The 17,711-nt window shown below is 71.4% G+C and carries 16 protein-coding genes; 15 read left to right on the plus strand and 1 reads right to left on the minus strand.

Annotated features, from left to right (window positions below):
- The first annotated feature begins 100 nt into the window (after positions 1-100).
- The 11 genes from ACFW16_RS19145 (at position 101) to ACFW16_RS19195 (ending at position 11,330) form a co-directional block, all read left to right on the plus strand.
- Positions 101-793 carry an SDR family NAD(P)-dependent oxidoreductase gene (locus ACFW16_RS19145; RefSeq protein WP_380307871.1) on the plus strand — a complete coding sequence of 231 codons (693 nt, stop codon included), beginning with the start codon at positions 101-103 and terminating at the stop codon, positions 791-793.
- Positions 793-2,121: an NAD(P)/FAD-dependent oxidoreductase gene (locus ACFW16_RS19150; protein ID WP_380307873.1), complete on the plus strand. Its 1,329-nt coding sequence runs from the start codon at positions 793-795 to the stop codon at positions 2,119-2,121. The genes ACFW16_RS19145 and ACFW16_RS19150 overlap by 1 nt, the downstream gene beginning before the upstream one ends.
- Before the next feature lie 74 nt (positions 2,122-2,195).
- On the plus strand, positions 2,196-3,875 hold the full coding sequence (locus ACFW16_RS19155) for a peptide ABC transporter substrate-binding protein (RefSeq protein ID WP_380307875.1): 1,680 nt from the start codon (positions 2,196-2,198) through the stop codon (positions 3,873-3,875).
- A gap of 36 nt (positions 3,876-3,911) precedes the next feature.
- Positions 3,912-4,862 (plus strand): ABC transporter permease, encoded by a 951-nt coding sequence (locus tag ACFW16_RS19160; RefSeq protein ID WP_380307877.1) that lies wholly within the window; start codon positions 3,912-3,914, stop codon positions 4,860-4,862.
- A gap of 12 nt (positions 4,863-4,874) precedes the next feature.
- Complete coding sequence (locus ACFW16_RS19165) at positions 4,875-5,762, plus strand: ABC transporter permease (RefSeq protein ID WP_380307879.1); 888 nt, start codon at positions 4,875-4,877, stop codon at positions 5,760-5,762.
- The gene (locus tag ACFW16_RS19170) at positions 5,762-6,775 is read left to right on the plus strand and encodes an ABC transporter ATP-binding protein (protein WP_380307881.1); all 1,014 of its coding nucleotides are present in this window, start codon (positions 5,762-5,764) and stop codon (positions 6,773-6,775) included. Before ACFW16_RS19165 ends, ACFW16_RS19170 begins: the two co-directional genes overlap by 1 nt.
- A gap of 1 nt (position 6,776) precedes the next feature.
- Complete coding sequence (locus tag ACFW16_RS19175) at positions 6,777-7,796, plus strand: ABC transporter ATP-binding protein (protein ID WP_380307883.1); 1,020 nt, start codon at positions 6,777-6,779, stop codon at positions 7,794-7,796.
- A gap of 121 nt (positions 7,797-7,917) precedes the next feature.
- Positions 7,918-8,493, plus strand: a complete 576-nt coding sequence (locus ACFW16_RS19180) for a hypothetical protein (RefSeq protein ID WP_380307885.1) — start codon at positions 7,918-7,920, stop codon at positions 8,491-8,493.
- A 16-nt stretch (positions 8,494-8,509) separates the two neighbouring features.
- Positions 8,510-10,036, plus strand: coding sequence for an ABC transporter ATP-binding protein (locus tag ACFW16_RS19185; RefSeq protein ID WP_380307887.1), 1,527 nt, complete (start codon positions 8,510-8,512; stop codon positions 10,034-10,036).
- Complete coding sequence (locus tag ACFW16_RS19190) at positions 10,033-10,716, plus strand: energy-coupling factor transporter transmembrane component T family protein (RefSeq protein WP_380307889.1); 684 nt, start codon at positions 10,033-10,035, stop codon at positions 10,714-10,716. The genes ACFW16_RS19185 and ACFW16_RS19190 overlap by 4 nt, the downstream gene beginning before the upstream one ends.
- On the plus strand, positions 10,713-11,330 hold the full coding sequence (locus ACFW16_RS19195; RefSeq protein ID WP_380307891.1) for a phosphoribosyltransferase family protein: 618 nt from the start codon (positions 10,713-10,715) through the stop codon (positions 11,328-11,330). The genes ACFW16_RS19190 and ACFW16_RS19195 overlap by 4 nt, the downstream gene beginning before the upstream one ends.
- A 3-nt stretch (positions 11,331-11,333) precedes the next feature.
- Here ACFW16_RS19195 and ACFW16_RS19200 read toward each other — a convergent pair whose 3' ends face one another.
- On the minus strand, positions 11,334-12,131 hold the full coding sequence (locus tag ACFW16_RS19200; protein WP_380307893.1) for a DeoR/GlpR family DNA-binding transcription regulator: 798 nt from the start codon (positions 12,129-12,131) through the stop codon (positions 11,334-11,336).
- A gap of 138 nt (positions 12,132-12,269) precedes the next feature.
- Between ACFW16_RS19200 and ACFW16_RS19205 the strand changes: the two genes are divergently transcribed.
- The 4 genes from ACFW16_RS19205 to ACFW16_RS19220 are packed head-to-tail and all read left to right on the plus strand — an operon-like array spanning position 12,270 to position 17,627.
- Entirely contained in the window at positions 12,270-13,586 is a 1,317-nt protein-coding gene (locus tag ACFW16_RS19205) for an ABC transporter substrate-binding protein (RefSeq protein ID WP_380307895.1), read from the plus strand.
- 11 nt (positions 13,587-13,597) lie between these two features.
- Entirely contained in the window at positions 13,598-14,521 is a 924-nt protein-coding gene (locus ACFW16_RS19210; RefSeq protein ID WP_380307897.1) for a carbohydrate ABC transporter permease, read from the plus strand.
- Complete coding sequence (locus tag ACFW16_RS19215) at positions 14,518-15,387, plus strand: carbohydrate ABC transporter permease (protein ID WP_380307899.1); 870 nt, start codon at positions 14,518-14,520, stop codon at positions 15,385-15,387. Before ACFW16_RS19210 ends, ACFW16_RS19215 begins: the two co-directional genes overlap by 4 nt.
- Positions 15,384-17,627 (plus strand): tagatose 1,6-diphosphate aldolase, encoded by a 2,244-nt coding sequence (locus ACFW16_RS19220; protein WP_380307901.1) that lies wholly within the window; start codon positions 15,384-15,386, stop codon positions 17,625-17,627. Before ACFW16_RS19215 ends, ACFW16_RS19220 begins: the two co-directional genes overlap by 4 nt.
- The last annotated feature ends 84 nt before the right edge of the window (positions 17,628-17,711 follow it).

Genomic DNA, 17,711 nt, shown 5'->3' on the forward strand with positions numbered 1-17,711 from the left:
ACCCCCTCCCCCTATCCCCCTCCCGCGAGGGGAGGGGGGACTCGTTTGGCTTTGGCTGAGGGACGGGAGTGTCTGACCGCCGGCACTGACGGAGGCCGCCATGACTGACGCCCGCGTCGCCATGATCTCCGGCGCCGGCCGTGGCATCGGCGCCGAGATCGCGACAGCTTTGGCCCGCGCCGGCTGGCGGCTCAGCCTCGGCGCCCGCGACCCGGCGCGGCTGGCCCCTCCCGAAGGCGCCCTGGTCCACCGCTTCGACGCCCGCGATCCAGCCTCCGAGCGGCTCTGGGTCGAGGCCACGGCCGCGCGGTTCGGCCGCATCGATGCCGTCATCGCCAATGCCGGCATCATGATCCCGAAGACGGTGATCGCGGCCGACGACGCCGACCTGGACGACCTGATCCAGGTCAACGTCAAGTCGCCGCTGCGGCTGGTGCGGGCCGCCTGGCCGCATCTCGTCGCCTCCGGCCATGGCCGCGTCGTCACCATCGCCTCGCTGTCGGGCAAGCGGGTGAAATCGGCGACCTCCGGCCTCTACGCCGTCAGCAAGTTCGCGGCGCTGGCGATGACCCATGCCATCCGCCATGCCGGCTGGAACGAGGGCGTGCGCGCCACCGCGGTCTGCCCAGGCTTCGTCGCCACCGACATGGCCGCGGAGCTCACCAACCGGCCACCGGAAGGCATGACCCAGCCGCAGGACGTGGCGCGGATCGTCGCCTTCCTGCTGGACCTGCCGGACACGGCGAGCATCGCCGAGATCCCGATCAACTCGACCCTGGAGGAGAACTGGTGATGGGGCCGCAGGTCGACAGCGTCGAGCCGGATGGTGCCCTGCCGCAGCGGGCCGACGTGGTCGTCGTCGGCGGCGGCATCATCGGCACCAGCGCCGCTTTGGCCCTGGCGCAGCGCGGCGTCTCGGTGGCGCTGTGCGAGAAGGGACACATCGCCGGCGAGCAGTCGAGCCGCAACTGGGGCTGGTGCCGCAAGACCCGGCGCGATCCGCGGGAGATCCCGCTGATCATCGAGAGCATGCGGCTGTGGGAGAGCATGAACCAGACGGTGGAGGCCGAGACCGGCTTCCGCCAGAGCGGCATCCTGTTCGCGGTCGAGACCGACCAGGAGATCGCCGAATACGAGGCCTGGCTGGAGCATGCGCGGCCCTACCAGCTCGATGCCCGGCTGATCACGCCGGCCGAGTTCGACCGGCTGATGCCCGGCGCCGGCGGCCGCTGGAAGGCGGCGCTGTACTCCGCCTCCGACGGGCGGGCGGAGCCGCAGCGCGCCGCCCCCGCCATCGCCCGCGCCGCGCGGCGGGCCGGCGCCGCGATCCTGACCGACTGCGCCGTGCGCGGCGTCGACCGGGCCGGCGGGCGCATCGCCGGCGTGGTCACGGAACGCGGCCGCATCGCCTGCGACACGGTGATCGTGGCCGGCGGCGCCTGGTCGCGGCGCTTCCTGAAGGATCTCGGCCTCCGGCTGCCGCAGCTCAAGGTCCGGGCCAGCGTGCAGCGGACGGCGCCGTTGGAGGGGGCACCGGAGACGGCGATGTGGTCGAAGGAGTTCGCGCTGCGCAAGCGCCATGACGGCGGCTACACCATCGCCAACGGCAACTCCAACATCGCGCCGCTGGTGCCGGACAGCTTCCGCTTCTTCAACGACTTCCTGCCGGCGCTGCGCATGGAATGGTCGTCGCTGAAGCTCCGCCTCGACGACCGGTTCCTGCAGGAATGGCGGGAAGCGGCGCCGGTGCCGCTGGACCGGCCCTCGCCCTATGAGAAGGCGCGGGTGCTGGACCCCGCGCCGGACCGCCAGGCCAACCGCCAGGCCATGATCGATCTCGCCAAGCAGTTCCCGGCCTTCGCCGGGGCGCAGGTGGTGCAGGAATGGGCCGGGCTGATCGACGTCACGCCCGACGCGGTGCCGGTGATTTCGACGGTTGAGGCGGTGCCGGGCCTCGTCGTGGCGACGGGATTCTCCGGCCACGGCTTCGGCATCGGCCCCGGCGCCGGGCATCTGGCCGCCGATCTCGCCACCGGCGCCCGCCCGATCGTCGACCCGAAGGATTTCCGCTTCTCGCGCTTCAGTGACGGATCGAGACCCCGGCCTATGGCCGGGGTGTGAGACGGCTTGGCGGGGAGACGGGCGCAGACCCGCCCCCGCCGGGCCTTGGAGGCAACGAATAGGGGAGCTTCACCATGACCGACGAACGCAAGAATCTACCATTCGCCCAGACTTCGCGCCGCCGCCTGCTGGCCGCGGGGCTCGCCGCCGGCACGGCGGTCTGGCTCGGCCCCGGCCAGGGCTGGGTCAAGGCCGCACGGGCCGCCGGGCCACCGGCCAAGCCGACCGGTCAAGCCATCGTCGGCCTGTCGCAGGAGCCGACGGTGTTCAACCCGCTGATGCTGCACATCGAGGTCGATGACGGCGTCTATGCCAACCTGTTCAGCCCGTTGTGGCAGGTCGATCCGCAGGGCAATTTCGTCCCCGATCTGGCGGCCGAGGTGCCGACCGTGGAGAACGGCGGGCTCTCGGCCGACGGGCTGACCTGGCGCATCAAGCTGCGCGACAACGTCAAGTGGCATGACGGCACGCCGTTCACGGCCGAGGACGTCAAGTTCAGCATCGATCTGATCAACAACCCGAAGTTCCGCGCCGGCCGACGGGCGGGGCACGAGCTGGTCCGCGACCTCAAGGTGGTGAGCCCGACCGAGCTGACCTGGCGGCTGGAGAAGCCCTACGCCCCCTATCAGGCGATCCTGTCCTGGACCTTTATCGTGCCGAAGCATCTGCTGGAGAAGGAGGCCGACCCCAACGCTTCGGCCTTCGCCACCAAGCCGGTCGGCACCGGGCCGTTCAAATGGGTCGAGCGGGTGCCGGGCGACCACATCGCCCTGGCCGCGCATGAGGGATACCACCTGGACGGCCCGCATCTGGAACGGCTGGTCATCAAGTACATCCCGGACCTGACCGTCCTCTACACCCAGTTCAACACCGGCGACATCGACTATATCGGCCTGCAGGGCATCACCGCCGACCACTACGAGGAGGCCAAAGGCCTGGCGGAGCGCGACGTCATGCCGGTGGCGCGGGCGACCATCGAGAACATCGCCTTCAACCTGGGGCTGCCGGTGTTCCAGGACCCGGCGGTGCGCGAGGCCCTCTATTACGGGATGGACAAGCAGAGCATCATCGACAGCATCTACTACGGCTTGCCCACGCCCTCGGAATCCTACCTGCCGAAGGAATCCTGGGCCCACAACCCGGATCTGCCGAAGCAGAGCTACGATCCCGACAAGGCGAAGCAGATCCTGGACACGGCCGGCTGGGCCCCGGGCGGCGACGGCATCCGCGAGAAGAACGGCGTGCGGCTCGAATTCGTCAACTCGACCACCGCCGGCAATCACGTCCGCGAGCAGGCGCAGCAGCTGCTGCAGCAGAACTGGCTCGACATCGGCGTCAAGATGACCATCAACAACCTGCCGCCGGCGGTGATGTGGGGCGACTACTGGATGGCGTCGAAGTTCGAGACGGCGATGGTCGGCATCGCCTTCATGATCGGCCCCGACCCGGATGCGACCGACTATTTCTCCAGCCGCGCGATCGGCGCCAAGGGCGGGGGCGGCCAGAACACGACGCAGTACGAGAGCGCGGATGTCGATCGTCTTCTGGCCGAAGGCGCCGCGACGGTCGATATCGCCAAGCGCAAGGAAGCCTATCTGAAGATGCAGGAGATCACGCGCCGCGACCTGCCTTACCTGCCGATCTTCCAATACGCCATGGTCCAGGGCGTGAAGAAGGGGCTGACCGGCTTCACCTCCAACGTCAACGTCCCGGAGAACTGCTGGAACGCCCGCACCTGGTACTGGGCGAGCTGAGGGAGCCGGCCGCCCGGAGACAGAGGAGGCCCGACCATGGCGCAATTCCTGTTCGGCCGCGCGCTGCAGAGCCTGCTGCTGCTCTGGCTCGTGTCGATGATCGGCTTCGCCGTGCTGCACCTGACCCCGGGCGGCCCGCTGTCGCAATTCGCCCTGGTCCCGGGCATGACGCAGGCGCGGCTGGCCGAGATCGCCCATGAGATGGGCCTCGACCGCTCCCTGCCGCTGCAATACTGGGAATGGGCCAGCCGGCTGCTGACCGGCGACTGGGGGCGGTCCTACCGCGACCAGTCGCCGGTGCTGGACGTCATCGGCTCGCACCTGTTCGCCACGCTCGAGCTGATGGCGACGGCGATCCTGATCGCGGTGCTGCTCGGCGTCTGGATCGGCGTGATGGGCGCGGTCCGGCGCTACTCCTTCGCCGACATGCTGGCGACGGTCGGCGCCATGGTCGCCCTGTCGATCCCGACCTTCTGGTTCGGCCTGGTCGTGATCTACGTCTTCTCGGTGCGCCTGCAATGGCTGCCGGCCGGCAACATGTACACGGTCGGCGACGGGTCGCTGCTGGATTTCCTGCACCACCTGATCGCGCCCGCCCTGGTGCTGGCGCTGGTCGAGGTGGCGATCTGGAGCCGGTACATGCGCGCCTCGATGATCGACGTGATCAACCAGGACTACATCCGCACCGCCCGCGCCAAGGGCCTGCCGGAGAAGCGGGTGCTGATCCGCCACGCGCTGCGCAACGCGCTGCTGCCGATGATCACCCTGGCGGGGCTGGAGCTGCCGACTCTGCTGGGCGGCGCGCTGGTGACCGAGACGGTGTTCACCTGGCCGGGCATGGGCCGGCTGTTCCTCGATTCCCTCGGCTACCGCGACTACCCGGTGGTGATGGGGATCCTGATGGTCTCGGCTCTGCTGGTGCTGCTCGGCAACCTGCTGGCCGACATCCTCTGCGCGGTCGCCGACCCGCGCATCCGGCTCGACTGAGGGGAGGGGACGATGACCCTGGCCGCCGCCGATCCCACCGCCGCCGCCGAGACCGCCCGCAGCACCGGGAACCGCGGCTGGCGCCGCTTCCGCCGGCACCGGCTGGCGATGTTCGGCGTCGCCTGCATCCTGCTCTTGGTGCTGGCCTGCGTCGCCGGGCCGTGGCTGCTGCCCTTCGACGATTTGCGCATCGACATGCGCGCCCGCTTCGCGCCGCCCCTGACCGGGTGGCACCTGTTCGGCACCGACCCGCTGGGCCGCGACCTCTGCGCCCGGCTGCTGATGGCCGGCCGCATCTCCCTCTCCGTCGCCTTCGCGGCGATGGTGATCAGCACGATCATCGGCTCGGCGATCGGCGTGGTGGCCGGCTATTACGGCCGGGCGGTCGGGGCGGTGCTGATGCGGCTGGTCGACGCCATGCTGTGCTTCCCCGCCGTCTTCCTGCTGCTGACGCTGGCGGCGCTGCTGAAGCCCGATCCCATCATGATCACCCTGATCATCGCCGCGACCAGCTGGATGGAGGTGGCGCGCGTGGTCGAAAGCCAGATCCGTACCCTGCGCGAGCGCGACTTCACCCTGGCGGCGGAGATGATGGGCGCGTCCGACGCCCGCATCATGGTCGACGAGCTGCTGCGCAATGCCGTCGGCCCGATCGTGGTCGCCGCCACCCTGACCGTCGCCCGGGCCATCCTGATGGAGGCCTATATCAGCTTCCTCGGCTACGGCATCCAGCCGCCGACGGCGAGCTGGGGCAACATGCTGAACAACGCCCAGCAGTACCTGACCTCGGCGCCCTGGCTGGCCCTGGTGCCGGGCTTCGCCATCACCCTGGCGGTGACCAGCTTCAACTTCATCGGCGACGGGCTGCGCGACGCGCTGGACGCCCGGCTGGAGTCGTGATGACGGACGCCCCGATCCTCGAGGTCCAGGACCTCGCCGTCACCTTCCGCGGCGAAGGCGGGGCGGTGACGGTGGTCAACGACGTCTCCTTCTCCGTCCGCCGCGGCGAGACGCTGGCGCTGGTCGGCGAATCCGGCTCGGGCAAGAGCGTCACCAGCCTGGCCGTGCTGCGGCTGCTGCCGCCGGCGCCGCGCTGCACCATCGCCGGGTCGGTCCGCTTCACCGGGCGCGACGGCCGCAGCCGCGACCTGCTGCAGCTCGACGCCGAGGCGATGCGCGCGGTGCGCGGCGACGAGATCGCGATGATCTTCCAGGAGCCGATGACCTCGCTGAACCCGGTGCACCGGATCGGCGACCAGATCGCCGAGGCGGTGACCTTCCACCGCGGCCTCGGCCGGCGGGAAGCCCTGGCCCGGGCCGAGGAGCTGCTGGAGCTGGTCGGCATCCCGGAGCCGCGGCGGCGCCTGGCCGCCTGGCCGCACCACCTGTCGGGCGGCATGCGCCAGCGCGTCATGATCGCCATGGCGCTGGCCTGCGACCCCAGCCTGCTGATCGCCGACGAGCCGACCACGGCGCTCGACGTCACCGTCCAGGCCGGGATCATCGACCTCTTGAAGTCGCTGCAGGCCAAGACCGGTATGGCGATCGTCTTCGTCACCCACAATCTCGGCGTGGTGGCCGAGATCGCGGACAGCGTCATGGTCATGTATGCCGGACGGATCGTCGAGCGCGGCGACGCCGTCGGGCTGCTGCAGCGGCCGCGCATGCCCTACACCCAGGGGCTGCTGCGCTCGGTGCCGCGGATCGATCGGCTGGATTTCGGCGGCGGGGTCCTGCCGGCCATTCCCGGAGGCGTCCCGGACCCCGGCCGCCTGCCGCCCGGCTGCTCCTTCCACCCGCGCTGCGGTCATGCCCGCCCGGGTGCCTGCGACGCCGCGGTGCCGGCGCTGGAGGAGGCCGATGGCCGGGTGGTGCGCTGCCTTCGGTGGCGCGAGATCGAGGCAGGGGCGTGACATGACGACACCGCCTCCCATCCTCGAGCTGCAGGAGCTCAGCAAGTCCTTCGCGGTCGGCGGCTCGCTGTTCGGGCGCGAACTGCTGCAGGTCCGCGCGGTCGACCGCGTCTCCTTCACCGTGCGGCAGGGCGAGGTGCTGGGCCTGGTCGGCGAATCCGGCTCGGGCAAGAGCACGCTGGGCCGCACCCTCTTGCGGCTGATGCGGCCGACCGGCGGGCGGGTGCTGTTCGAGGGCACCGACATCACTGATCTCGGACGCCGGCAGCTGAAGCCGATCCGGCCACGGCTGCAGTTCCTGTTCCAGGACCCGGCGGCGTCGCTGAACCCGCGCATGACCGTCGGCCGCATCGTCGCCATGCCGCTCCGGGTGCAGAAGGCCGCGCCCCCGGCGGAGCGGGCCGCGAGGGTGGCGGCGGCGCTGGAGACGGTCGGCCTGTCCGCCGGCCATGCCGAGCGCTTCCCGCACGAATTCTCCGGCGGCCAGCGCCAGCGCATCGGCATCGCCCGGGCGCTGGTGACCGAGCCGCGGCTGCTGGTGGCGGACGAGCCGGTCTCCGCCCTCGACGTCTCGGTCCAGGCCCAGATCATCAACCTCCTGATGGAGGTGAAGCGCCGGCTGGACCTGACCATCCTGTTCATCAGCCATGACCTGGCGGTGGTCGGCCAGATCTGCGACCGGGTGGCGGTGATGTATCTCGGCCGGATCGTCGAGATCGCCCCGGCCCGGGCGCTGTTCGGGACGCCGCGCCACCCCTACACCGAGGCGCTGCTGTCGGCCGCGCCGATCCCGGACCCGACGCTGCGCCGCCCGCGCATCCTCTTGAAGGGCGAGCTGCCCAGCCCGCTGTCGCCACCCTCCGGCTGCGCCTTCCGCACCCGCTGCCGCTACGCCCTGCCGGCCTGCGCCGAGATCCCGCCGCCGCTGCAGGCAGTCGGCGACGGCCATCTCAGCGCCTGCATCCGGCCCGAGCTGGCCCTGGCCTCGCCGCTGCGCCCGACGGTCGCCTGCGCCGGCTGACCAGAATTTGTGCAGCGTGCCCCGCCGGATGCCGGGCCGGAGGACGGATCCGGCCGTTCCCGGCCTCTTTGCGGCTGGCACAGGCCTTGCTTCGAATTTGAGACGAAAGCGAGGTCCCGCCATGACCGACATCACCACCGTCAAGACCGAACGCAACATCCTGTTTCCGATCGTGCTGGCGCTGGTCGCCGGCGTCGCCACCGGCGTCCTGTGGTGCTACGCCAACCCGATCCAGCTGGTGCCCGGCGTCATCCAGTGGCGCATCTTCGCCTTCCTGCCGCCGCTGGTCGGCATCCTGTTCGGGTTCCGCAGCGGCTTCATCTGCGGCTATGTCGGGTCGCTGGTCTGGTCGCTGCTGGCCGGCACCTTCATCCCGGCCCACACGCTGATCGTCGACGGCATCATGGTCGGGCTGACCGGCGCCGTGCCCGGCCTGCTGTTCGACCCGGCCCGCAAGCCGATCGACACCGCGGGCCTGGCGAAGATCGCCGCCACCTGCCTCGTCGTCGGCTTGGCGATGGTGGCCGCGGTGGCGGCCAGCCTGGCCTTCCTCGGCATCTTCCCGTTCTGGTGGGGGCTGCTGTATCTTGGCCTGTCGGACATCGTGCCGATGATCATCGGCACGCCGCTGCTGGTGAAGCCGGCGCTGAAGATCCTGGCCGGGTCGGGCCTGACCGCCGGCATCACCCGGTTCTGAGGATCCGCGCCGGACCGTGCTCGAGATCGAAGCGCTGAGCGTGGGCTTCGCCCCGGCGAAGCCCGCCATCCTGCCCACCTCGTTCCGGATCGAACCCGGCGGGCGCCTGCTGCTGTGCGGCGCCAACGGCTCCGGCAAGTCGACGCTGCTGGCCGCCGCCGCCGGGGTGATCCCGAAGCTGTCCCGGCCGCCGCTCCTGGCCGGCTCCGTCCGCCTCGGCGGGGCCGAGTTGGGCGGCCTGCCGCGGACCGAGCTGTTCCGCCGCGTCGGTATCGTGTTCCAGAACCTCGACGACCAGCTCTGGGACCTCGGGGTCGAGGACCTGATCGCCTTCCCGCTGGAAAGCCGCGGCCTGCCGGCCCTGCGGGTGCGGAACCGGGTGCTGCAGCTGGTCTCGGCCCTGTCGATCGAGCCGCTGCTCGGCCGCCGGGTGCTGACCCTGTCCGGCGGCGAGCGGCGCATGGTCGCCCTGGCCGCGGCGCTGGCGACGGGGCCGGAGCTGCTGGTGCTGGACGAGCCGACCACCGGCCTCGATCCCGCGGCGCGGCAGCGCCTGGCCGGGCTGCTCGGCCGGCTCGGCCGGGATCTGCCCATGCTGCTGGCGGCGGAACAGGATGCCGGCGCGCTGGCCACGGTCGCCGATGCCGTGCTGCTGCAGAAGGATGGCGCCGCGGGCACGCCCCGGCCGATCGCCGAGGCCGCGGCCGACGACCGGCTGTGGCTCGACCACGGGCTGCTGCCGCTGCGGCGCCGGGCCGGAAGCCGCCGCCGGGGCGCCGGGACCGGCCGGACCCTGGTCGAGGCCACCGGCCTGGTCAGCCGCCTGCGCCGCGGCGACGGCCGGCCGGTGCTGGACGGCGTCGACCTGGCCGTCCGTGCCGGCGAGGTGGCCGGGCTGATCGGGCCGAACGGAACCGGCAAGACCACGCTGTTCCAGTCGATCCTGGGCCTGTCGCCGCTCACGGCCGGGCGCATCGTGCTGGGTGGCGAGGACGCCGGCGGCTGGACCGTCGCCCGGCGCGCCCGCCGCATCGCCCACGTGCCGCAGAACGTCCGGCGCATCCTGTTCAACCTGACCGTGCTGGACGAAGCCGCCTTCGCCGTTTCCGGGAATCCGCGCGCGGTCGGCGCTGCCGATGTCCGCGCCAAGGCGCAGGCGGCGCTGATGCGCTTCGGCCTCGACCGCCGGGCCGGGGACAGCCCCTTCGCCCTGTCGGCGCGCGAGCAGGCGGTGCTGGGCCTGGCCTGCGCCGCGGCGGCGGAGGCGGAGCTGGTGATCCTCGACGAACCGCTGCTGGCGCGGGACCTCGCCGGCCGGGCGCTGCTCGACCGCTTCCTCGACGATCTGCGCGGCCGCGGCGGCGCCGCGCTGCTGGTCTCGCATGACCTCGATCTGGTCGACGACGTGGCCGACCGGCTGCTGGTCATGGATGGCGGCAGGATCCGCCATGACGGGCCGCCGGAGGCCGGCTGGCGCTCCGCCGCCTTCGTCGCGCTGGGCTGGCCGGCGCCGCTGCCCGCGCCGGCGGAGGCGGTGGCATGAGCCTGCTGCTGCGGCTGAACTTCTTCCTCAAGCTGCTGGCGGCCGCCGCCGTCACCGCCGCCGCCTGGATCGTCGGCACGCCGCTGCCGGCGCTGCTGCTGATGGCCACCGTCCTGGCCGTGCTGCTGGCGCTGCGGCTGCCGGGTCTGCGTGGCTATCTGAAGGGCGCCGCGATCCTGTTCGCCCTGGTCTTCGCCACCTGGCTGCTCAATCTCTGGCTGCAGGGTGCGCCGCCGGCCGAGGCCGCGGCCACGGCGCTGCGCATGGCGGCGCGTCTGGTGGCGACGACCGGCGCCTTCTTCTTCGTCATGGAAACGTCGAGCCCCGGCTCGATCCTGGCCGCGGCCAGCGCGCTGCGCCTGCCTTCCATGGCGACGCTGGTGTTGGCCCTGATCTTCGGCCTGATCCCGATGCTGCGCGACGAGTTCGAGCGCATCGGCGAGGCCCAGCGCGCCCGCGGCATGGAGCTGGACGACGTGCCGCTGTGGACCCGGCTGCGCTATGGTCTGGCCCGCGGCGTGCCGCTGCTGGTGCAGAGCATCCGCATGGCCCAGGCGATCGCGACCTCGCTGTCGGTCTACGGCTTCGACCCGGCGGTGCGGCGCACGAGCTGGCGCCGGGTCGGGGTGCTGGTGGAGGAGCGGCTGCCGGCCGCCGGGAACGGAGAGCACAGGACGTGACGGAGCAGACCATGCCGACCTGGCGCGTCGATGTGGCGGGGCTGCCCGTCGATCTGCCGATCGTGCCGATCAAGCCGGATTTCGCCATCTCGCTGCTGATGGTGATCGATGCCGGCGTCGCCTTCGGCGCCCATATCGGCCGCGCTTTGGCGGAACGGCTGGCTCCCCTGAAGCCGGATGTCGTCGTCGGCGCCGCCACCCTCGGCATCCCGGTCGCGATCGAGGTCAGCCGTCATCTCGGCCTCGACCGCTACGTCATCCTGCAGAAGTCGCCCAAGATCCATCTCGGCGACGCGCTGGTGCAGAGCATCACCTCGATCACCTCCAAGGGCGAGCAGCGGCTGCTGCTGGACCGCGCCGCGGTGCCGCTCCTGGCCGGGAAGCGGGTCGTGGTGGTGGACGACGTGGTGGCGACCGGCTCCAGCCTGGCCGGGTCGCTGGCGCTGGTGCGCGCCGCCGGCGCCGAGGTCGCCGGCATCGGCGTGATCCTGACCGAGGCGCATGACTGGGAGCCGGTGCTGGGCGCCGACGCCGCCCTGGTCACGGCGCTCGGCCACATCCCCCAGTTCCGCCCGGGCGCGCAGGGCTGGGAGCCGATCCCCGGGACGCTGTAAGCCTCACCCCGCCACCACCACGTCGACCTGGGCGCGCTCCAGCAGCTCGGCGATGTCCTGGGGCGGCGGCTGGTCGGTCACCAGCACATGCGCCCGGTCCAGCGGCGCGATATGGGCGAAGGAGGCGTGGCCGAACTTGCTGGCGTCGGCCAGGATGATCGTCCGGCGCGCCGCCGCCATCATCGCGGCGATCAGCCCGGCATCCTCCAGCAGCGTGGTCGAGAGGCCGGCTGAGGCCGACAGGCCGCCGACCCCGAGCACCGCCGTGTCGGCGGTGATGCCGCCGGCGCCGGCGAAGCCGAGCGGGCCCATGGTGACATGCGATTCCCGCCGGAACTGGCCGCCGAGGACATAGACGTCGCGCACCGCCTGCGCCGGCACGGCCAGCGGCAGCTCGAGATTGTTGGTGACGATGGTCAGGTTCCTCCGGCCCATGAGCTCGGCCGCGAACAGCCGCGTGGTCGACCCGCCATTGACGATCAGCGTCTCGCCGTCGCCGATCAGGCTGGCGGCGGCCCGCGCGATGCGCCGTTTCGCGTCGATCTGCACATTCATGCGCTGGACGTAGGGCGCGTCGCGCCCGACCAGCCCGTCGACCGGCACGGCGCCGCCATGGGTCCGGGTCAAGAGGCCGCGGGCCTCCAGGAAATCGAGGTCGCGCCGGATCGTGTCCGCCGAGACCGCGAACAGGCCCGTCAGCTCCGCCACGGTCACCTGGCCCCGGGTCCGGGCCAGGCGCAGCAGCTCGTTGCGCCGCCGGGCGGGCAGGGCCGCATCGGCGGCCTGGTCGATTGACGTCATGATTCCTCGCAGAAAACCGCACAAACTCTAAGACAACTCGCTTGACTCTGCCAGATGGTTGCGGCCCTATATCGAAATAGGCGCACAAACACGCACAAAACAGCGCCAGATTCCCGTTTCCATCAATGGGAGGGAGGAATGACCAAGATCCCTGGCCGGACGCAGTCCGGCGGTCTGTTCCGGCGTGATCTTCTGAAGCTGTCCGGGGTGGCGCTGGGGGCAGGGGCCGCGGCCCCGATCCTGGGCCGGTCGCGGCCGGCCCGCGCGGCGACCGAGATCACCTTCGCCAGCGCCAAGTTCTTCGGCAAGGAGACGATCGCGCAGCTGGTCGACGCCTACAACGCGTCGCAGGACAAGGTCCATGTGACCTATCGCGAGCTGCCGCCGCCCAGCGCCTCGACCGAGGTGCACCAGGCGCTGGTGCAGCAGCTGGCCCGCCGCAACGGCGCGCCGGACGTGTTCACCCAGGACATCATCTGGATCGCCGAATTCGCCGCCGCCGGCTGGTCGCTGCCGCTCGACGAGCATATCGACGCCAGTGAGATCGGCGCCTATTTTCCCGGTCTGGTCGCCGGCTGCAAATGGCAGGGCAAGCTGGTGGCGCTGCCCTGGTTCGTCGATTCCGGCATGCTGTACTACCGGCGCGACCTGCTGGAGGCCGCCGGCGCCAAGGTGCCGGAGACCTGGCCCGAGCTGGTCGAGACGGCCCAGAAGATCACCGGCGCCGGCCAGGCCAGGCTGGGCTTCCTGTGGCAGGGCAAGCAGGCCGAGGTGCTGGTCTGCGACCTCGTCTCCTTCACCGGCTCGAACGGCGGCGCCATCCTCGACGCCGACGGCAGGACCGTGCGCATCGCCGACCCGGCGGCGGTGGAAGCGGTGCAGTTCATGCACGACACCATCGCCACCCACAAGATCAGCCCGCCCGACCTCCTGAGCTGGGACGAGGAGCCGTCGCGCCGGCCCTTCACCGCGGGCCAGGCGGTATTCCTGCGCAACTGGTCCTATGTCTACGGCATCTCGCAGGATGCCGGCGAATCCAGCGTCGTCGGCAAGGTCGGCGTCGCCCCGCTGCCGCATTTCCCCGGCAAGTCCAGCGCCGCCTCGCTCGGCGGCTACCAGTACGGCGTCAACGCCTCGTCCAAACACAAGGAGGCGGCGCTCGACTTCGTGCGCTGGATGTCCTCGCCCGACACCCAGCTGCGCTTCGCCCTGCAGCTCGGCCTGGCGCCGACCCGGCAGGCGGTGTTCGACCATCCGGAGCTGGCCAAGGCCCAGCCCTTCATGGCGCAGCTGAAGCCGGTGTTCCTCGGCGCCACGCCGCGGCCGGTGACGCCGAAATACCCGCAGGTCTCGCTGGTGCTGCAGTCGGAGGTGTCGAAGGCGCTGGCCGGCGGCGACGTCAAGGGCGCGCTGGAGGCTGCCCGGTCCCGGATCGACGCCATCGTCGGGGTCTGACCGGCATGGCGATGACCGGCTCCCTCGCGCATCGCATCGCCGGCCCGGGACGCCTCGGGCCGGTCCGGGTCCCGGCCCTGCTCCTGCTGCTGCCGGCGGCGGGGGCCCTGGCCGCGGTCTCGGTCTATCCCGTCGGGCTCGGCCTGTGGCTGTCGCTGCGCGACACCTCGCTGGCCGCGCCCGACGACGCCTTCCTCGGCCTGAGCAACTACCGGGACCTGATCGCCGACCCGACCTTCTGGAACGCCTGGGCGCACACGGTCGAGTTCACCGTCGCCTCGACCCTGGCGGAGACCGTGCTCGGCCTCGGCATGGCGCTGATCCTCTACGAATGGTTCATCGGCCGCGGCCTGGTGCGGGCGGCGATGCTGATCCCCTGGGCGATCCCGACCGTCGTCACCTCGAAGATGTTCGGCTGGCTGTTCGACGGCCAGAACGGCATCGTCAATTACCTGCTGCGCGCCACCGGGCTGACCGACCAGAACATCAACTGGTACGGGTCGACCGACACGGCGCTGCTGACCATCATCATCGCCGACGTCTGGAAGACCACGCCGTTCATGGCGCTCCTGCTGCTGGCCGGGCTGCAGACGATCCCGCGCTCGCTGTCCGAGGCGGCGCTGGTCGACGGCGCCGGCCCGTGGGCGACCTTCTGGCGGGTGCGGCTGCCGCTCCTGATGCCGACGCTGCTGATCGCGGCGATGTTCCGGGCGCTCGACGCCTTCCGCATCTTCGACCTGGTCTATGTGCTGACCGGCGGCGGCCCCGCGGATTCGACCGAGACGCTGTCGACCCTGACCTACAAGACGCTCTTCTCGACGCTGCAGTTCGGCTACGGCTCGGCCATGGCCGCGGCGATGTTCGCGACCGAGGTGCTGATCGCCGGGGTGTTCGGCGCCGTGCTGATCCGCAAGCTGCGGGAGACCGAGCGATGACGCCGCTCTCCGCCATGCGCGGCCGGCTGCTCGGCCTGCCGGTCTGGCTCTGGCGCGGCGTGCTGCTGCATGCCGGCGCCCTGTTCATCGTCGCCTGGTCGGCCGGGCCGTTCCTGTGGCAGCTCTCGACCTCGCTGCAGGAGGACAAGGCGCTGGTGGCCGAGACGCCGAGCTGGCTGCCGATCCCGGCCACGCTCGCGCATTTCGTCAACATCTTCACGGTCAAGCAGTTCCAGCTCTACCTGCTGAACTCGGTGATCGTGGCCGGGGCGACGACCCTCTTCTGCCTGGTGCTCGGCGCGCTGGCCGCCTTCGCCCTGGCGCGGCTCGACATCAAGGGCCGCTTCGGCATCCTCGGGCTGATCCTGTCGATCTCGATGTTCCCGCAGATCGCGATCGTCGCGCCGCTGTACCTGCTCGCCGCGTCGATGGACCTGCTCGACACCTACACGGTGCTGGTCGTGGTCTATGTCGCGCTCGGCCTGCCGCTCGTGATCTGGGTGCTGTTCGGCTACTTCCACAGCATCCCGCGCGAGATCGACGATGCCGCGCGGATGGATGGCGCCGGGCCGCTGACCATCCTGTTCCGCGTCACCCTGCCGATGTCGCTGCCCGGGGTGGTGACCACCGGCCTCCTCGGTTTCATCGCGGCGTGGAACGAGTTCATGTTCGCGCTGGCCTTCACCTCCGACATCGGCACGCAGACGGTGCCGGTCGGCATCGCCAACTTCACCAACCTCTACTACGTGCCCTGGGGCGACATCGCCGCCGCCTCGGTGGTGGTGACCGTGCCGCTGGTGCTGCTGGTGCTGACCTTCCAGCGCCACATCATCGCCGGGCTGACCCAGGGGGCGGTCAAGGAATGAGGTGGGAGCAGCGCTATCGCGACCTCTCCGTCCGGCTGCCGCACCTCGCCGCCACGGCCCCGCCGACCCTGTGCGGCCTGACCACCTGCATCGACGCCTGTATCCCGCTGCACCGGGCCTGGCCGGTGCTGGCCGCCGAACCCGGCTCCCCCGCCGCAATGCTGGCGGCGCAGCTGCTGCACCGCGCCGCGGAGGGGATCGGCGGCGAGATCCTGGTCGACTGGCCGGACGGGCCCGCCTGGATCGACCGGCATCTGACCTCCGCCCCCGGCCTCGGCGGCACCGGCGCCCAGGCGGCGCAGGCGCTGGCCCTCTTGGGCGCGCCGGCGCTGCTGGCCCTCGGCGATCGCACCCCGGCCCAGCTGGGCCTGCTGCATCCCGGAGTGCGGCTGGCGGAGGGCGATCGCATCGTTTCCGCCCACGAGGCACGGCCGGGCGGCGGCGGCAAGCCGGCGCATGTCATCTTCGAGTTCACCGCCGGCACCCCGGTCGGGCCGGCGATGCCGCGGCGCTCCTCCCGCACCATCGTGCGCTTCGCCGACGAGGCGCTGGACCACGACCCGGACTTTTGGCGCGCCAGCATCGGCCTCGCACCGGAGGCCGGGGCGGGGATCCTGTCCGGCTTCAACGGCCTGCCGCCGGAGGCGGTCGACGCCGCCATCCGCTCCGCCACCGACCTCGCCGATGGCTGGCGGGCGGCCGGGCTCGGGCTGATCCATCACGAGCTCGGCGACTATCCGCGCGCGGCGCTGCGCGACCGGGTGGTCGCGGGGCTGACGCCGCACGCCACCTCCTTCGGCCTCAGCCTGTCGGAGCTGGAGGCGCTGTCGCCCGGCCCCGGCGATCCCGGCGCCAAGGCCCGCGCCCTCGGCGACCGTTTCGGCCTCACCCGCGTCTGCATCCATGCCGATGGCTGGGCGCTGGCGGCGACCCGCGGCGATCCGATGGCGGAGCTGGAGGCGCTGATGGCCGGCTGCCTGCTGGCCGCCACCCGCGCCGCGGCCGGCGTCCCGGCCAATCCGGACGGCATCCCGCCCGGCGCCGTATTTCCCCCGCTGCCCTTCCCGGTCTGGGACCACCGCGACGGCTGGGCCATGGTCGCCTGCGCCGCCCCCTACATCGAACGCCCCGCGGCCACGATCGGCCTCGGCGACACCTTCCTGGCCGGCTGCCTGCTCATGCTCGGCCAGCCGCCCGGGATCCTGTCCACCCTGACATCCGTAGAAGAGGACTCAACGATGGTTTCCCTGCCCGCCGCCCGCGACCCCGGCAAGATCCGCAGCCTGCAGCGCGTCACCTCGGCCGACGGCTTCTTCGTGATCTGCGCGCTCGACCACCTGTCGGATTTCCAGGAGCTGCTGGCGCCGGACCCCGACACGGTCGACTACGCCATGACGATCGCGGCCAAGATCGAGCTGGTGCGGGCGTTGTCGCCCGAGGTCAGCGCCTTCCTGCTCGACCCGCGCTACGGCCTGGCGCCGGCGCTGGCATCGCGCGCCCTGCCGGGCTCGGTCGGGCTGATGGCCAGCATCGAGGACGAGGGCTACAACGGCGCCGCCGCGGCGCGCGAGACCCGGTTCCGCGCCGGCTGGGGCACCCGCAAGATGAAGGCGATGGGCGTCGACACCTGCAAGCTGCTGTGGTTCTACCGGCCAGAGAGCGCGGTGGCCGACCATCAGCGCCAGGTGGTGCGCGATCTCGTCGCCGAATGCGCCAGCCTGTCGCTGCCGCTGGTGGTGGAGCCGATCTGGTATCCGCTGCCGGGCGAGGACCCGTCCAGCGCCGCCTGGAAGGCGAAGCGGATCGAAGGCATCGTCGCCTCGGCGCATGAGGCGAACGGCTACGGCGTCGACATGCTGAAGGTCGAGTTCCCGGGCGATGTGAGCACGGAGGAGGGCAGGGCCGCGGCGCTCGACGCCTGCCGGCGGCTCGATGGCGGCATCTCGGTGCCCTGGGTGATCCTGTCGGCCGGCGTCGGCTATGCCGATTTCCGCACCCAGGTGGAGATCGCCTGCAAGGCCGGCGCCTCGGGCTTCCTCGCCGGCCGCTCGATCTGGCGCGACGCCGCCTCGACCCACGACCCGGCGAAGAAGGCGGCGGCGCAGAAGGACGCGGCCGGCCGCCTGGCCGAGCTCGCCGCCATCACCCGCAAGCACGGCCGGCCCTACGTCCCGGCGCTGGAGCCGGCGGCGATCGCCCAGGCGTATCCGGAGTTCTGGTATGCGGGTTGGCAGAATTGAGGGCAGAGACTGAACCGGGTTTTTTTCTTAGTCCCCCCTCCCCTTGCGGGAGGGGGGACTCAAAAGGGCGACCACCGCTCTGCC

It is taken from the genome of Inquilinus sp. NPDC058860 (genome assembly GCF_042743185.1).
In the GTDB taxonomy this organism is placed as follows: Bacteria; Pseudomonadota; Alphaproteobacteria; order DSM-16000; family Inquilinaceae; genus Inquilinus.

Bases quoted from the DNA above. Each gene is read 5' to 3' on its own strand.
- ACFW16_RS19145 (WP_380307871.1), top strand. From the start codon at position 101: ATGACTGACGCCCGCGTCGCCATGATCTCCGGCGCCGGCCGTGGCATC.
- ACFW16_RS19150 (WP_380307873.1), top strand. From the start codon at position 793: ATGGGGCCGCAGGTCGACAGCGTCGAGCCGGATGGTGCCCTGCCGCAG.
- ACFW16_RS19155 (WP_380307875.1), top strand. From the start codon at position 2,196: ATGACCGACGAACGCAAGAATCTACCATTCGCCCAGACTTCGCGCCGC.
- ACFW16_RS19160 (WP_380307877.1), top strand. From the start codon at position 3,912: ATGGCGCAATTCCTGTTCGGCCGCGCGCTGCAGAGCCTGCTGCTGCTC.
- ACFW16_RS19165 (WP_380307879.1), top strand. From the start codon at position 4,875: ATGACCCTGGCCGCCGCCGATCCCACCGCCGCCGCCGAGACCGCCCGC.
- ACFW16_RS19170 (WP_380307881.1), top strand. From the start codon at position 5,762: ATGACGGACGCCCCGATCCTCGAGGTCCAGGACCTCGCCGTCACCTTC.
- ACFW16_RS19175 (WP_380307883.1), top strand. From the start codon at position 6,777: ATGACGACACCGCCTCCCATCCTCGAGCTGCAGGAGCTCAGCAAGTCC.
- ACFW16_RS19180 (WP_380307885.1), top strand. From the start codon at position 7,918: ATGACCGACATCACCACCGTCAAGACCGAACGCAACATCCTGTTTCCG.
- ACFW16_RS19190 (WP_380307889.1), top strand. From the start codon at position 10,033: ATGAGCCTGCTGCTGCGGCTGAACTTCTTCCTCAAGCTGCTGGCGGCC.
- ACFW16_RS19200 (WP_380307893.1), bottom strand. From the start codon at position 12,131: ATGACGTCAATCGACCAGGCCGCCGATGCGGCCCTGCCCGCCCGGCGG.
- ACFW16_RS19205 (WP_380307895.1), top strand. From the start codon at position 12,270: ATGACCAAGATCCCTGGCCGGACGCAGTCCGGCGGTCTGTTCCGGCGT.
- ACFW16_RS19210 (WP_380307897.1), top strand. From the start codon at position 13,598: ATGACCGGCTCCCTCGCGCATCGCATCGCCGGCCCGGGACGCCTCGGG.
- ACFW16_RS19215 (WP_380307899.1), top strand. From the start codon at position 14,518: ATGACGCCGCTCTCCGCCATGCGCGGCCGGCTGCTCGGCCTGCCGGTC.
- ACFW16_RS19220 (WP_380307901.1), top strand. From the start codon at position 15,384: ATGAGGTGGGAGCAGCGCTATCGCGACCTCTCCGTCCGGCTGCCGCAC.